A 15398-nucleotide genomic window follows, 5' to 3' on the forward strand; every position below is an offset into this window, starting at 1 on the left:
AGAGATTCGAATTTGCGGAAGACTTGTCCATGCTGAGAATTCTGATCATCGAGGATGATGCGGAAGCTGCGGCTTACCTCGCCAAGGGTTTGAGCGAGCTTGGCCACGTCGCCGACCGCGCTGCGGATGGTGAGGCTGGTCTTGAGCAGGCCATGTCCGGTCCCTATGACGTCTTGATCGTCGACCGTATGTTGCCCAAGCGCGATGGCCTCTCGGTGATCTCCACCTTGCGCGCCTCCGGCAACCATACGCCTGTGCTGATCCTTTCTGCACTGGGCCAGGTGGATGACCGGGTCAAGGGTCTGAAGGCCGGGGGTGACGACTATCTTCCCAAGCCCTACGCGTTCACCGAGCTTCAGGCACGGGTGGAGGCGCTTGCCCGCCGTCCAAAGGCGTCCGGCGAAGTGGAAACGACCTATCAGGTTGGCGATCTTGTTCTGGACCGATTGGCGCATTCCTGCCGCCGTGGAGAGGTGGAAATTCCGCTTCAACCGAGGGAATTCCGCCTGCTGGAATATCTCATGCAGCATGCGGGTCAGGTCGTGACGCGGACCATGTTGCTGGAAAACGTCTGGGAATATCATTTTGATCCGCAGACCAACGTCATCGACGTTCACATCTCGCGGCTGAGATCCAAGATCGACAAGGACTTCGACAAGCCGTTGCTTCAGACAATCCGTGGCGCCGGGTACACGATCCGTGAACCGGCTCGCTAGGATCTACCGCACGACAGCCTTCAAGCTGTCTCTGCTATATCTGGCCGTTTTCACGGCCCTTTCGGCTTTCCTGCTGATTTACATTTCCCAGAACACCAACCAGCTGATGCTGGCTCAGGTGACGCAGACGCTGGATGCGGAGATCACCGGCCTGCCGGAAGAATATGCGCGCGGCGGTGTGCGTGCTCTGGTGGCGGCCATCGACAGCCGCGCCCGAAGACCTGACGCTAGCCTTTATCTCCTCACGGATTTTGCCGGAAACGCGATTGCGGGAAACATCACGCAAATGCCGCGCCTCTTCATCGAGGAAGGAGATGGCGGGGTGCAGCGCGTGCAATACTACCGGCTGAATGCGGAAGGGGAGGAAGTCAAGCGCGAGGCGCTGATCCGGACCTTTGACCTGAGGGGTGGATATCGCCTGCTTGTCGGGCGCGATCTTGGAGAGCGGCGCCATTTTGTCGGCATTCTGGAAGAAGCCCGCCGGGTCTGGATCGGCGCTGTGGTCATCATGGCGGTGATCACCTGGTTCTTCGTGAACCGTCGCATCATGAAGCGCATCGACGAGATTTCCGCTACGAGCAAGACAATCATGGAGGGGGATCTTTCCAGACGTTTGCCGATTCAGGGAACAGCCGACGAGTTTGATCGTCTTGCCGTGAACCTGAATGACATGCTGGAGCGCATAGAACTCCTCATGCGTGGCATGAAGGATGTGACGGACAATATCGCCCACGATCTGAAAACACCGCTCACCCGCCTGCGCGGGCGTGTTGAAACTGCGCTGCGGGAGGCGAAATCCGAAGAGGCCTATCGTGAGGCTCTGGAGGCAACGCTAGGTGACAGCGAGAATCTCATCCGTGTCTTCGACGCCCTGCTGAGGATTGCCCGGATCGAGGCGATGACGCCCGAGGCCGGGATGGACGAGATCAACATCTCCGAAATCGCGGCTGAAATCGGCGAATTGTATGACCCCGTGATCGAGGACGAGGGGGGCAGTTTGACCGTGGATGCCGGAACCGGGCTTGTTGCTCGCGGTAACCGGGACCTCATCTCGCAGGTGCTCGTCAATCTTATTGAAAATGCGATGAAATACGGCCGCGGTGAAGACGGCTCTATTGTGATCGAGATCAAGGCAGAACAGGCAGGCGACCGCATTATCCTCGGCGTCTGCGACCATGGCCAAGGTATTCCCGCCGATGACCGTGACCGGGTGCGCGACCGCTTCGTGCGTCTTGAAGAAAGCCGGACAGCACCTGGATATGGGCTGGGCCTCAGTCTTGTTCAGGCTGTTGCGCGCCTTCATGGTGGCGAACTGGCCTTGCGCGATGCGCAGCCGGGATTAAAAGCTTGTATTGATCTTCCCATCGGGAAAACCAGCAAGGAATGAAACCAGATGCACGAACAGGGTACCGCAGCCTTTTCCTCGACTGTTGAAGCGGGCCCGGTCATGGAGCGGTTGAATACGGTTCCGCTGTGCAAGGACGCGGCGCATGCGCAGCTGTTCCTCGATGATGTGCTGAAACGGGCCCCCGATGACAAGGCCGCCGTTGCCCTAGCTGACCTGATTGATGAAATCCCGAACCTGAAACCGTTCCTGCTGGGTGTGTTCGGGAACTCGCCATATCTGCGGGAACTGGCGATTTCCGACAGCGCGCGCCTGGTGGATATCCTCATGGCGAGCCCGGAAGCACGGATCAAGGATATCCTGAAGCAAACGGACGATCTGAACGCTGACAGCGAAGCTGATCTAATGCGCTCGCTGCGTCTGCTCAAGCAGGATCTGGCGCTGACGCTGGGATTGGCCGACATTAGCGGCGCGGTCGAGCTGACGACGGTGACAGCTGCGCTGTCCTCCTTCGCTGATGTGTCGCTTGATGCCGCCATCAACTTCTGCCTTTCGGATCTTGCGGCCAAGGGCAAGTTTGCTCCCGAAGACCCGGAAGATCCGGGCCGCGACTCCGGTCTGATCGTTCTTGCAATGGGCAAGCACGGTGCGATGGAGCTGAACTACTCCTCTGACATTGACCTGATCATTCTCTACGATCCGGCGAAGGCGCCGATGGTGGGCGGTGCGGAAGCTCCGGTGGAGTTTGTGCGGCTGACGCGTCGCCTTGTGAAGATCATGCAGGACCGGACAGCGGACGGCTATGTCTTCCGCACCGATCTCAGGCTGAGGCCGGATCCGGGAGCAACGCCGCTCGCCATGTCCGTGCCTGCAGCGCTCGCCTATTACGAGGCGCTTGGCCAGAACTGGGAGCGGGCGGCGCTGATCAAGGCACGGCCTTGCGCTGCGGACATCATGGCAGGCACGGCTTTTCTCCACGAGATCACCCCCTTCGTCTGGCGAAAATATCTGGATTTTGCGGCCATCGCCGATGTCCAGTCGATCAAACGTCAGATCCACCTGCACAAGGGACACGGCGCGATTGCGGTTGCCGGGCATAATGTGAAGCTGGGCAGGGGAGGCATTCGCGAGGTGGAGTTCTTCGTCCAGACCCAGCAGCTGATCGCCGGTGGGCGCAACCCGGCGCTGCGCGGTCGTCGCACGCTGCACATGCTGGAACGGCTCACGGAAGCCGGATGGATCAAGGATGACGCGCGTGACGAGCTGACGGAGGCTTACATCTTCCTGCGCTCCGTTGAACATCGCATTCAGATGCTCAACGACGAACAGACCCAGTTGCTTCCCAAGGATGAAGAAGGGCTGACCCGCATTGCCTGGCTGATGGGCTTTGCGAACCTTGCGGCCTTCAAAACCGCGCTGGTCCACCAACTCAAGACGGTGCAACGTCATTATGCCGAGCTTTTCGAGGATGAGCCTGCGCTGTCCTCTGAACTGGGCAATCTGGTTTTCACCGGCGATGACCACGATCCGGATACGCTTGAAACCCTGTCTCGCCTTGGTTTCAAGCAACCGTCTGATGCAGCCAGCATCGTGAAAGCGTGGCATTTCGGGCGCTATCCGGCTGTGCGGTCCACCAAGTCGCGCGAGCGTTTGACGGAACTGCATCCGGTGTTGATCAAGGCGCTGGCAGATACGGACAATGCGGATGTGGCGCTTCGGGCCTTCGACGGGTTTCTCTCCAAGCTTCCCGCTGGCGTGCAGCTTTTTGCGCTTCTGAGGTCCAACCCGCAACTCCTGCATCTTCTGGCAACTGTCATGGGGGCTGCCCCGCGCCTTGCTGAAACCGTGTCGCGCCGCGTTCATGTTCTCGACAGTGTGCTTGATCCTGCGTTTTTTGGCGCAATGCCGAGCGTGGTCGAGTTCCGGGATGGGCTGGACCTTACGCTTGCACAGGCGCGCTTTTACGAAGAAGCGCTCGACCGGGCGCGTATCTTTGCGCAGGAACAGCAGTTCCTGATCGGGCTGCGGCTTCTTTCAGACACGCTGTCTTCGGACAAGGTCGGATTTGCCTTGGCGCGGCTGGCGGAGGTGGTCGTGGATCGACTGCTATCGCGGGTGATCGATCACGTTGCCGAAAGCCATGGCCGGATTGAAGGGGGAGAAATTGCCGTGTTGGCCATGGGCAAACTCGGTGGACGGGAGATGACCGCGTCTTCGGACCTTGACCTCATTCTGCTTTACGAGCCGCCGGAAGACGCGACGCAGTCGGACGGCAAGCGTCCATTGGCGGTCAGCCAGTACTATACCCGTTTGACCCAGCGGCTCGTGACCGCCTTGTCCGCACCGACCGCCGAAGGCAGCCTCTACGAGGTGGACTTCCGTCTGCGCCCATCCGGCAACGCGGGGCCATTGGCAACGCATCTCGACGGTTTTTTGTCCTATCAAAAGACAGATGCCTGGACCTGGGAGCACATGGCGCTCACTCGGGCGCGGGTGATTGCTTCAACGTCCACCGCGTTCCGTGACAAGATCAACGATCATCTGCGGGCAACGCTGGCGCAACAACGCGACAGGGCCAAGCTTGCCGATGATGTCAGAACCATGCGCGCCCGGATCGAGAAGGAGAAGGGCACCAAGGATATCTGGGAACTGAAGCAGGTTGCCGGCGGACTGGTGGATATCGAGTTCATCGCCCAGTTCCTGCAGCTGGCGAACGCGACCAGCAAGGAGGATATCTTTGCTCAAGGCACGGACGACGCGCTTACCAAACTCAGGGCTGCGGACATGCTGTCTCCGGATGATGCGGACCTCCTGGTCAACGCGCTGCGGCTTTACCAGCGTCTGACCCAGGTGCTGCGCATGGTGCTCACCGGCAAGTTCGTCGCCAGCGAAGCTCCGCGTGGTGTGCTTGATCTTCTGGTCAAGGCAGGAGCTGCCCCTGATCTCCAGCGGCTGGAACTGGAACTGTCTGAAACCCAGATCGCGGTGCGCTCCGCCTTTGAACGGATTGTCGGTCCGGTAGAGATCGTCGAAGACAAATGAAAACGCCGACAGACGCCGGCGGACATCTTCGGGAAATGTGAGCTTTCTGTCAGATCAGTTCGGGCTGCACCGGGGCATCGTCAGCGGATGCCGGGAGCAGGAAGCTGACACGTGTTCCGTTGCCCAGCTCCGACTTGATCTCAAGTTTGCCGCCGTGCAGCTCGATCAAGGAGCGGGCGATCGCAAGGCCAAGGCCAGATCCCTGATGGGTCTTGGTAAACTGGTTTTCCACCTGCACGAACGGTTGGGCGAGGCGGGCAATGTCCTTGTCGGAGATGCCGATGCCGGTGTCGGCGATTTCGAAGCGGATGCGTCCGTCCTGCTTTGCAGCGCTCAGGCTGACCTTGCCGTTTTCCGGAGTGAATTTCACGGCGTTTGCGAGGAGATTAAGCAGGATCTGCTTGAGGGCACGGCGGTCGGCACGAACCTGAAGGGCGTCCTTGACCTCGCAGGTGACCTTGATGTTTTTCTCGCGCGCTGCAGTGGACATGATGCGGGTTGCGTCTTCTGCAACCTCGTTCGCGGACAGGTCTTCCGTTTCGATGGACAGGCGGCCTGCTTCGATCTTCGACATGTCGAGAATGTCGTTGATGACGTTCAGCAGGTAGGTGCCACTGTTATGAATGTCGCGGCAGTAGTCGGAATATTTCGAGGTGCCGATCGGGCCGAACATTTCCTTGTTCATGATATCGGAGAATCCGATGATCGCGTTCAGCGGCGTGCGCAGCTCGTGTGAGATATTGGCTAGGAACTCGGACTTCGCCTTGTTCGCATTCTCGGCCCGGTTTCGCTCCTCGGAGAACTTGTCTGCCAGCTCTTCCAGTTGCTTTGCCTGCAGCTGCAAGGTCTTGCGGGACCGGGTGAGGTCATCAACGGTGACGTTGAGCTTTTTTTCGCGATCAATCAGTTGCTCTTCGTGACGCTTCAGCGCGGTGATGTCCGTGCCGACCGACACGAAACCGCCATCCTTGGTGCGGCGTTCCGAAATCTGCAGCCAGCGGCCATCATCCAGTTGCGCTTCGTAGCTGCCTTCCGGTGCATTCAGGCGCTGGCTGATTTTCACCGGTTGCGGGGCAACCTGTGTGTTCTCCGCAGCTGCCATCACATCCTTGTAGGGTGTGCCCGGCTTGACTGCATACGTCGGTAGACCATGCAGTTCCTGATAGTTGGAATTGCAGATCACCAGCTCGTTGTTGGAATTCCAGAGAACGAAGGCTTCCGAAATCGTCTCGATGGCATCGCGCAGGCGGAGGTCAGCAGTACGGCTTTGTTCTGCCAGCTGATGCTGTTCGGTCACGTCGATGCAGATGCCGATGAGGTGCGGCTCGCTGCGACCCGGTTCGCTCTGGATTTCGCCGCGGGCGCGCAGCCAGATCCAGCTGCCATTGGCGTGGCGCATGCGGAACATCTTGTCGACGATGCCGCCACCGGCTTCCAGAAGTTCGGTCGCCAGTTCGTAAAGGTCGACATCTTCCGGGTGGGTCAGGTCTGCCACTTCCGCAAAGCTCAGGAGGTGCTCCTTGGGCGAATGGCCGAGCATCTGATAAAGGGAAGACGACCAGAAAATGCGGCCACGGGACAGATCCCAGTCAAACAGGCCGCATCGACCGTGATTGAGCGCGGTGTCAATGCGGCTTCGGCTGGCGGCATAAATGTCATCAGCCTGTTCAGCCCGCAGGGCCTGAGCATAAAAGGCGTAAATCAGGACAATCAGGATCGATGCCGTGCCGACGAAAAGGGTGACGTTCGCCGAAACATCGCTGCGCCAATCGGCGAATATTTCCGACGTCGGCTGAACGAGTGCGACCATGCCGAGCCGACCGTCCAGATGATGGACGGTGGAGTAGGTGTTGATCGTCTCGCCGCGGCCGTAGAGGTCGATATCGACCTCCATGATGCCTGCGCGTTCGCCGAAGACCGTGAGCGGCTGCGATGCGCCGAAAATGTCGCTGATCGGGCGGCCGTTAAGGCTGGGATTAAGTGGAGCGCTGGCGATGATCCGGGAATTGTCGTCGGTCACCAGGATCATGCGGCTGTTGCTGGTCGCACCGACGGGAAGGCTTTCTGCCAGTATACGCTGGACAGCGGACTTGTACCCCGCGTCGGGCAGGGCGGCTTCCTCATCTTCCAGATGTTCCGAAATGATCGTTGCCATCAGGCCAAGTTCATTGCGAACCATCAGGTCAACCTGATCGTGGTCCTTGAACAGTTCAACGGCGCGATAGGTTGCCAATGTGCCGATGAAGATCAGGCACAGGATAGGGACCAATCGGCGGAACAGATTTTCAGACTTGAGGAGGCGTCGGTATGCAGGCGCAGCCCACAGTTCAAGTTGCCCGGTCAGGGTCCGTTTTTCTTGTTTGGAAACCTGATTTTGGTCAGCACGTCGCGAGGACGCGCTGCCGGCAATTGCCCGCGCCATCGGAAGCTTCCCGACTTTCTGGTGGTTCGTCACAAGGGGCGTTTCTGCCCCCGAATCACCTTCATTTGAATCCAAGGGTTCTCATTTGTCTAGAGCACCAAAGGAAAAAAATGGTTAATGGATCAGGCTGATTTGGCTTTATTTGTTAAGGATTTAAAGTAGAACCTACTATTTCAGGGTCTTATCTACGATTTCACGGCAGTCTCTGGACAGATTTGCCATGTCTGAAATGCGTAAAAGTGCCTTTTTCGCTTCAATTGCCCTGCATTCTTCCAGTGACCGCCACGAGCGGAAGCTGGTGAGAAGCCGCGAAGCTACCTGTGGATTTCGCGGATCGACCTTGAGAATAATATCAGCGACAAATTCAAATCCACGGCCATCCTTGCGGGCGAACTGGGTCGGGTTTCCAGCGGCAAAGGCATGCACTAGGGCCCGGATTCGGTTGGGATTGGTGCCGTCATAGAGCGGATCGAGCATCAGCGCGTCGATCTGGTCAAGGCAAGTGTCATGAGGCGCGGTGGCCTGAACATGGAACCACTTGTCCATGGCCAGCGAGGATGTCGAATGGCGCTGGCGATAGGCTGCGAGGGCCTTTTCGGCTCCCGGCAGGTCCTGATTGACCAACTGCGTGAGGGCGGCAATCCGGTCGGTCATGTTGTCGGCAGAGTGGTAGGCCGCGGCAACCCTGTCAGCGGCATCTGCTGCATCGGACTGGGCGTAGAAGGCGAGGGCCCTGTTGGCGAGGGCGCGTTTGCCTGCCGAGGTTGCATCGGGAGAAAAGGCGCCGGAAGCAGTCTGGTTCATGAGGTTGCCAAACTGCGCCATATGCGCGTTGGCAATAGCGGCCGTCAGGCACTTGCGCGCCTTGTGAATGGCGTCCGGGTCCACATCCTGCCCGAGTTCGCGCGCAATGTCCTGTTCGCTCGGCAAGGTGAGGGCCTGTGCGCAAAAGGCCGGGTCGGCTGAAGCCTGATCCAGAACCTCGGCGATCACGTCCACCAGGGCTGCGTCCGGCTTCAGGCGGGCGCGGGTTCTTGCTGCCTTGGTCAGGCGGATGAGTTCGCGGGTCGCGAGTGTCTGAAGCGCCTGCCAGCGGTTGAACTGATCGCTGTCATGACGGGCAAGAAACAGCAGGTCACTTGCCGACTGGTCGAAATCCAGCCGCACGGGGCTGGAGAAGCCGCGCAGGATTGAAAGGACGGGAGCTTCGTTCAATCCGGAAAGCCGAACGGTTTGCTCGGCCTTTTCCAGCAGCAGAACATCACCTTCAACGGTGGCGCCGTCAACTTGCGAAGGCGTCATATCCTGGCCCTTGCTGTCCAGAAGGCCGAACTGCAGTGGGATCACCACAGGCTTTGCCTTGCGCTGCCCCTTTATGGCCGGATAGCTCTGTGCAAGCTTCAGGGTCAGCGTAGCGGCATCCTTGTCATAATGGCTTTCAACGGCCACAAGCGGCGTGCCTGCCTGATCATACCAGCGAGCAAACAGCGCAAGATCTCTTCCGGAAGCTTCCTCAAAACAGGCGATGAAGGCTTCGATGGTGGTGGCATCCCCGTCGTGGCGGGAAAAATACAGCTCAAGTCCGCGCGCGAAGGCTTCGTTACCCAGAAGCGTTTTGAGAACGCGAATGAGCTCGGCACCCTTTTCGTACACGGTAGCGGTGTAGAAGTTATTGATTTCCTTGTATTCGCGTGGGCGAACAGGGTGCGCCAGCGGGCCGGCGTCTTCAGGGAATTGATGCGCTTTCAGCAGCTTCACATCGGAAATCCGCTTCACGGTTCGTGATCGCATGTCGGAGGAAAACTCCTGATCACGGAACACGGTCAGCCCTTCCTTGAGGCACAGCTGAAACCAGTCGCGGCAGGTGATGCGGTTGCCGGTCCAGTTGTGGAAATATTCGTGCGCGATCACGGCCTCGATATTTGCGTAATCCTGATCTGTCGCTGTTTCCGGGTCTGCCAGAACATACTTGTCATTGAAGATGTTCAGGCCCTTGTTTTCCATCGCCCCCATATTGAAGTCGGAAACGGCGACGATGTTGAAGACGTCGAGATCGTATTCCAGACCGAACGTGTCCTCGTCCCACTTCATCGACCGCTTCAGGGAATCCATTGCCCAGTCGCACAGGCTTTCGCGGCCATGTTCGACATAAATGTTGAGCGCGACATCCTTGCCGGACGTCGTGACAAATCGGTCGGATACTTTTGCAAGATCACCGGCCACAAGGGCAAAGAGATAGGACGGTTTGGGGTGAGGGTCATGCCAGACGGCAAAGTGGCGGTCTGTCCCGGCAATGTCACCGCTTTCAACCGGATTGCCATTGCCGAGAAGGACGGGCGCTTCCGACTTTCTGGCCTCGATGCGGGTGGTGTAGACGGCGAGAACGTCCGGACGATCCGGGAAATAGGTGATGCGACGGAAACCTTCTGCCTCACACTGGGTGCAGTAGGTGCCGGAGGAGCGGTAGAGCCCTTCAAGTTTGGAATTGGCGCTTGGATCGATTTTCGTCTGGATTTTCAGCTCAAAACGATCTGCTGGAGGCGTGCGGATTTCCAGCCTGTCCGGCGCTACGCTAATGTCATCTGGCTGAAGCGGCAGTCCGTCAAGGGAAAGTCCGGTCAATTCAAGCTCGTCGCCATCAAGAACCAGAGGTGTTCCGATCGGTGTCCCGTCCGCGCGCTGAAAGATCATGCGGGCGTCGACTGTGGTAGCCGTCGGCATCAGCCTGAAATCCAGATAGACCGTTTCAACCTTGTAGGGGGCGGGCTTGTAGTCTTCCAGACGAATGGTCACCGGGGCTTCCGGGCGCATGAATTATTCCTCCAAACGGTCCAAGCGGGACGCGTTTCAAATTTCGCCACTCTGCAAATAAGGCGTTCGCGACAAATTGGGAACCCCGGCTTGTTCCGCCGGTCGGGAAACCTTCAAAAAAAGAGACGCAGGCAACCTTACAGGTGATAACGGCTCACCTTCCAGAAGCAAGTTCGGCGAGGCGGCGGGACATCGGGCTGTGCGGATCGGCCAGCGGGTCAACAATGGTGAAATGGTTTGCGCCATCGACAATATCGAGCGTGACCTTCTCGCATTTTCCCGTCCATTCCTCGTGCAGGCCCGTGCTTTGGCCCACAAAGGCTGCGCTCTCGTCCGCGCCGGCAACGATCGCGAGATCCCGGATGGATATGTCGGGCCAGAACCGCGTCGAAGCTGCGCGGGCGCTGTCTCCATCCAGATGTAGGTCTTCGTTCACGCTGATGCTCAGCAGAGGTGTAAGGTCATAGAGGCCGGAAACGACCATGCCTGCATCTGTGAGGTCTTCGGGCAATCCATATGTGCCCCAGTTTGTTGCCAGAAGGCTTGAGACGAGGTGTCCGCCAGCTGAATGGCCATAGGGAACGATCTTGCGTCCGTGCGTCTTGTGGAGATGCTGCGTGACCGATCGAACGTCCTCGATGATGTCGTTGACGGTGACATTGGGATAGAGGCGATAGTTTGTTGCCGCGACATCGAAGCCGCGGGCGGTCAGTGAGCGGGTCACATGGGAAAAGTAAGACTTGTCGAGCGCTCGCCAGTATCCACCATGTACGAACAATGCCATTTTCGGGGCAGGGATCGCATCTCGAACTGCTTTGAACAGGTCATATGTGTGCCGTCCGTCCGGGCCGTAGGGAATATCCAGGGTCGCTCTGTTATCGGACAAGCATTCTTCGCGATAATCTGACGCTTCCTTCAGCCAGCGCTCAAGTATCTGGGGGTGTTCGGGAACCCGGGCCCGATTGTCATATTCAGCTTCCAGATCGGTGATTGATTCCAGCGTCATTTTGTCCTCCCCGCAGGAAATGACGATAGAATGTTCCATAGGAAACACCAATATAGGAGGTGAAAAAGTTCTAAACCCACTTTGATCTCGACAACCATGGCGGTTATCACGGGGTCGTTTTTCAACCAAAAGCGAGATTTTATCATGAGCCGTCTGGACAGTTTCATTCGTCGTCTAACAGCCCAGAAACACTTGCTTGAGGATGTTGCCGCACGTCTTGAAGGGCTGGATGGATGTGTGCTGGAGCTTGGGCTCGGCAATGGCCGCACATATTCTCACCTTCGCGAAATCCTTCCTGAACGCGAAATCTACGTCTTTGACCGTGATCTTGCCTGTCATCCAAGCTGCATTCCGGACAGCGAGCACATGATTTTCGGTGAAATCCGGGAAACGCTGGCGTTTTGTGGTCCGCGCATCAAAACCAAGGCAGCCTTTGTTCACGCCGATCTTGGCTCGGGCGATCCGACAACCGACCTTGCCACATCCAGCTGGCTTTCGCCGTTGATTGACAAGCATCTTGCCGACGACGGCTATGTACTCTCCGGCTTGCCCCTGCAGCTTGAAGGGTTTACGGAGTTCCCGATGCCGGACGGGATTCGTCCGGGCCGGTACTATCTTTATCAGAAGGTCTCTGAGGAGAAGTACGAAGACGGGAGCTTGAGGAATGTCAGCGCCGCTCGAAGGGGTGAAGGTCATCGAATTGGCTCGGATTTTGGCCGGGCCATGGATCGGGCAAACGCTCGCTGATCTTGGAGCTGACGTCATCAAGGTAGAGAGCCCGGACGGCGACGATACGCGCGGTTGGGGCCCTCCCTTTGTGAAAGGTGAAAGCGGCGAAGATCTGGATGCCGCCTATTTCCACTCCTGCAATCGCGGCAAAAGATCCATCGCCATCGACTTCCGTACCCCGGAAGGGCAGGAAACTGTGCGCAAGCTGGTTGCTGGTGCCGACATCCTGGTCGAGAATTTCAAGGTCGGTGGATTGCAGAAATACGGGCTGGACTATGCCAGCCTTGCCAAAGTCAATCCGCGCTTGATCTACTGTTCCGTGACCGGTTTTGGTCAGGACGGTCCTTATGCCCATCGTGCCGGCTATGATTTCATGATCCAGGGTATGGGCGGGATCATGGATCTCACAGGCGACCCGGCAGGTGAGCCTCAGAAGATCGGGGTGGCTTTTGCCGACATCTTCACCGGACTATATGGAGTGATCGGTGTCCTTGCGGCGCTTCACCGGCGCGATACGACCGGGCATGGTGAGCATGTCGACATGGCGTTGCTGGATGCGCAGGTGGGCGTTCTCGCCAATCAGGCGCAGAACTATATCGTGTCCGGCAAGGCCCCGAAACGCCTTGGCAACGCGCATCCGAACATCGTTCCCTATCAGGTGTTTCCGGTCAGCGATGGCCACCTGATCATTGCCGTTGGAAATGACAGCCAGTTCGCGCGTTTGTGCGACGTGCTCGGTTGTGCCGAACTGGCAGGCGACCCGAAATACGCAACGAACAAGGCCCGCGTCGGGGCGCGGGACGAGCTGGTTGCGCTTTTGCTGCCTAGACTTGCTGGCTTCACCCGGGATGAGCTGTTGCACCAGCTGGAAGCCAAGGGCGTGCCGGCTGGTCCGATCAATTCCGTTGCCGATGTTTTCGCGGACCCGCAGGTTGAGCATCGGGGGCTCAAGGTGAGCCTGCCGGCGACCGATGTTGCCGGTGGTCAGATGACCTCCATTCGCACTCCGATCACCTTTTCCGACAGCACGCTCCGCCTCAACCGGGCGGCGCCCAGACTTGGCGAACACACGGAAGAAATCCTGCGTGAACTGGCACAGAACACGGATTGATCCAATCCGGGATGTGTCGGCTGACAGTTCGTTACATTTTCAGGACACATTTTTGCGAGATTCGCTGCTAGATTGCGAAATCTTGATTGCATTGCCATATTTGACCCGATTTCGGCATGCAGGGCTGGAGGAACGGTGCTTGTCACGAGCCGCACCGGTCTTGTGTGATGTAAAGGTTGAACGCCATGGCCATGGGGCTCCGACGATTTAAACGCCGGATGAACGTATCGCTGAGCCGATTGATCGGCCTGGGCTTCGGTGCGTTTGTCGCCCTTGCTCTGGCGCTGGTCCTCGGCCTTTCCGTAATGGCCAATTTCAAGAACACCTTTTCGCTGCTCAATGACAAGGCGATCCTGATTACCAGGTCGATGGAAGGCCAGCTGCGCAGCTATTTCGATGCCTTGTCTCTCTCTGTGGTCAATCTGAAGCCCTATTTTGATCGTGGTGATCTGGGTTTCGAAAACATTGAAGAAACGTCCCGAACGCTGGAGCACATCGTTGCCGCCAATCCGGTGCTGAACGTGCTGGTTGTCAGCCGGCAGGGCGAGCGGGAATTCGGTGCCTATCGCGCAGCCGACGGCACGATCGGCATGTTCAACGGCGAAATGCCTGAGCAGAGCAAGGATGTCGTGCAGTTGCCGCGACTGACGCCGGAGAGTGGTCCGACATGGGGAGATCTTATCCGCAACGAGTATGGTACCTTTGCGAATGTGTCGGTGCCACTCGTTCGAAACGGCGAGGTCTACGGGACCCTGACCGCCGCGGCGGCTCTGGAATCGGTCGAACGGGCAGTGGCCAATCTGGATGAGGGGGTCGATATGACAACCTTCATCATCGCCGATGGTGATCGCGTGGTGATGCATTCGGACACCAATCTGCTGCAGACAGGTGGCAAGCCGAATGGCGCCATGCCGATGCCGCGCGATGAATTTGGCGATCCGGTTCTGGCTGCCTTGGGCAAGAATGAAGACGTCACGCTGTCCGAGTTCCGCGAAGCTGCACGTCAGGGCATCAAGGTGTCCATGATCGATGTGCTGGACAAGGAATTCATCATGATCCGGGCGGTCATCCCCGGCTACAGCACCCAGCCCTGGACCATCGGTCAGTATATTCGTGGCACTTCCATCTCGCGTGAGGTTGAGCGTCTTTCCGGTTCGGCCTTTGTCGGGTTCTTTGCGCTTGTCATCGCAGTGCTCGTTGCCGTGTGGATCGGGCGGCGGGTCGCGCGCCCCTTGCGCGATCTTGCCCGTCAGTCTGCCCGCGTTGGATCGCTGGCGCTGGATGAGGTTGAACCGCTGCCCAGAAGCCGCGTTGCCGAGCTTGATCAGGTGGCCCTTGCCTTCAACGCCATGGTTGAGGGCCTGAAGGCAATGAACACCTATGTGCCCCGGTCGCTGTTTACAAAGCTCATGCGGTTGGGCGGGCAGGGGGCTGCCGAGGCGCGAGAGGCGGAGTTGACCATTCTCTTCTCCGACATTGTCGGCTTCACGGCTCTGTCTGAAAACATGTCCGCTTCGGAAACGGCCCGGCATCTCAATGACCACTTTGCGATCCTCGTCAGGGCTGTGGAGGAAGAGGGCGGTACCGTCGACAAGTTTATCGGCGATGGCATGCTTGCTTTTTGGGGCGCGCCGGATACCCGTGCAGATCACGCTGCGGCGGCGATCAGGGCAGCGCGCAAGATCGCCTGCGAGTTGAAGATCAAGAATGACGGGGCACGGGCGACCGGGGAGCCGGAACTCTACGTCCGGATCGGAATTCACACAGGGACTGCTGTTGTCGGCAATGTCGGCGCTCTGGATCGATGGAACTACACGGTTGTTGGCGACACGGTGAATACGGCGGACAGGCTGCAGGCGCTGGGCAAGGAGTTTGGCGCGGGCGCGGAAGCGGTCATTCTCGTCAGTGCGTCCACGGCAGAACAGCTGCCCGACCACATTGCCAAGACCCCTGTCGGAGCTGTTCACCTTCGCGGCAAGTCCGGCAGTCTGGATGTCTGGTCGATCGATCCGGAGCCCGGTATCGGGGAGCTTGAGGCTCCCGTTGAGTCCGGAAGCAACATGCGCGTTCCGGCTGCATAACTGTTTCCTATGGTCCCTGTCAGGGTGTTGTAGCTGGTCGTTCCTGCTACCTCCCGATGTTTATTGATGTTTTTGCCGATAAGTCGTTGCGCCCAAGGTTGCAAATGTGGTTGTTTTTCCTGCGGCTAAGGGCTT

At 58.3% G+C, this 15398-nt stretch carries 9 protein-coding genes; 6 read left to right on the forward strand and 3 right to left on the reverse strand.

Translation table 11 applies throughout. The annotated features are described in order from the left end of the window. Positions 1-29 precede the first annotated feature (29 nt). The 3 genes from F0155_RS13240 to F0155_RS13250 are packed head-to-tail and all read left to right on the forward strand — an operon-like array spanning position 30 to position 5103. Positions 30-716, forward strand: a complete 687-nt coding sequence (locus F0155_RS13240; protein ID WP_280177002.1) for a response regulator transcription factor — start codon at positions 30-32, stop codon at positions 714-716. Beyond that, positions 700-2103, forward strand: a complete 1404-nt coding sequence (locus F0155_RS13245; RefSeq protein WP_150525006.1) for a HAMP domain-containing sensor histidine kinase — start codon at positions 700-702, stop codon at positions 2101-2103. The genes F0155_RS13240 and F0155_RS13245 overlap by 17 nt, the downstream gene beginning before the upstream one ends. A 6-nt stretch (positions 2104-2109) precedes the next feature. Beyond that, the gene (locus F0155_RS13250) at positions 2110-5103 is read left to right on the forward strand and encodes a bifunctional [glutamine synthetase] adenylyltransferase/[glutamine synthetase]-adenylyl-L-tyrosine phosphorylase (protein ID WP_208999267.1); all 2994 of its coding nucleotides are present in this window, start codon (positions 2110-2112) and stop codon (positions 5101-5103) included. Between the two features lie 49 nt (positions 5104-5152). Here the strand turns inward: F0155_RS13250 and F0155_RS13255 are convergent, their stop codons facing one another. The 3 genes from F0155_RS13255 to F0155_RS13265 all read right to left on the reverse strand — a co-directional run bounded on the left by F0155_RS13255 (position 5153) and on the right by F0155_RS13265 (position 11342). Continuing rightward, complete coding sequence (locus tag F0155_RS13255) at positions 5153-7525, reverse strand: PAS domain-containing sensor histidine kinase (RefSeq protein ID WP_150525007.1); 2373 nt, start codon at positions 7523-7525, stop codon at positions 5153-5155. Positions 7526-7693: 168 nt separating this feature from the next. Then, a complete protein-coding gene (pepN, locus tag F0155_RS13260) occupies positions 7694-10336 on the reverse strand; it encodes an aminopeptidase N (protein WP_150525008.1) in 2643 nt (880 codons plus the stop codon). A gap of 154 nt (positions 10337-10490) precedes the next feature. Further along, positions 10491-11342, reverse strand: a complete 852-nt coding sequence (locus F0155_RS13265) for an alpha/beta hydrolase (protein ID WP_161599810.1) — start codon at positions 11340-11342, stop codon at positions 10491-10493. Positions 11343-11486: 144 nt separating this feature from the next. Between F0155_RS13265 and F0155_RS13270 the strand changes: the two genes are divergently transcribed. The 3 genes from F0155_RS13270 to F0155_RS13280 all read left to right on the forward strand — a co-directional run bounded on the left by F0155_RS13270 (position 11487) and on the right by F0155_RS13280 (position 15263). Beyond that, positions 11487-12089 carry a class I SAM-dependent methyltransferase gene (locus tag F0155_RS13270; protein WP_150525010.1) on the forward strand — a complete coding sequence of 201 codons (603 nt, stop codon included), beginning with the start codon at positions 11487-11489 and terminating at the stop codon, positions 12087-12089. Beyond that, a complete protein-coding gene (locus tag F0155_RS13275; RefSeq protein ID WP_150525011.1) occupies positions 12007-13182 on the forward strand; it encodes a CaiB/BaiF CoA transferase family protein in 1176 nt (391 codons plus the stop codon). The genes F0155_RS13270 and F0155_RS13275 overlap by 83 nt, the downstream gene beginning before the upstream one ends. Before the next feature lie 218 nt (positions 13183-13400). Continuing rightward, entirely contained in the window at positions 13401-15263 is a 1863-nt protein-coding gene (locus tag F0155_RS13280; RefSeq protein ID WP_208999268.1) for an adenylate/guanylate cyclase domain-containing protein, read from the forward strand. The last annotated feature ends 135 nt before the right edge of the window (positions 15264-15398 follow it).

The sequence above is a fragment of the Roseibium sediminis genome, assembly GCF_008711325.1.
Taxonomy (GTDB): Bacteria; Pseudomonadota; Alphaproteobacteria; order Rhizobiales; family Stappiaceae; genus Roseibium; species Roseibium sediminis.

Excerpts from the sequence above, each read along its gene's own strand:
- F0155_RS13270 (WP_150525010.1), top strand. The coding sequence starts at position 11,487 with ATGAGCCGTCTGGACAGTTTCATTCGTCGTCTAACAGCCCAGAAACAC.
- F0155_RS13280 (WP_208999268.1), top strand. The coding sequence starts at position 13,401 with ATGAACGTATCGCTGAGCCGATTGATCGGCCTGGGCTTCGGTGCGTTT.
- F0155_RS13250 (WP_208999267.1), top strand. The coding sequence starts at position 2,110 with ATGCACGAACAGGGTACCGCAGCCTTTTCCTCGACTGTTGAAGCGGGC.
- F0155_RS13275 (WP_150525011.1), top strand. The coding sequence starts at position 12,007 with ATGTCAGCGCCGCTCGAAGGGGTGAAGGTCATCGAATTGGCTCGGATT.
- F0155_RS13265 (WP_161599810.1), bottom strand. The coding sequence starts at position 11,342 with ATGACGCTGGAATCAATCACCGATCTGGAAGCTGAATATGACAATCGG.
- F0155_RS13255 (WP_150525007.1), bottom strand. The coding sequence starts at position 7,525 with ATGGCGCGGGCAATTGCCGGCAGCGCGTCCTCGCGACGTGCTGACCAA.
- pepN (WP_150525008.1), bottom strand. The coding sequence starts at position 10,336 with ATGCGCCCGGAAGCCCCGGTGACCATTCGTCTGGAAGACTACAAGCCC.
- F0155_RS13240 (WP_280177002.1), top strand. The coding sequence starts at position 30 with ATGCTGAGAATTCTGATCATCGAGGATGATGCGGAAGCTGCGGCTTAC.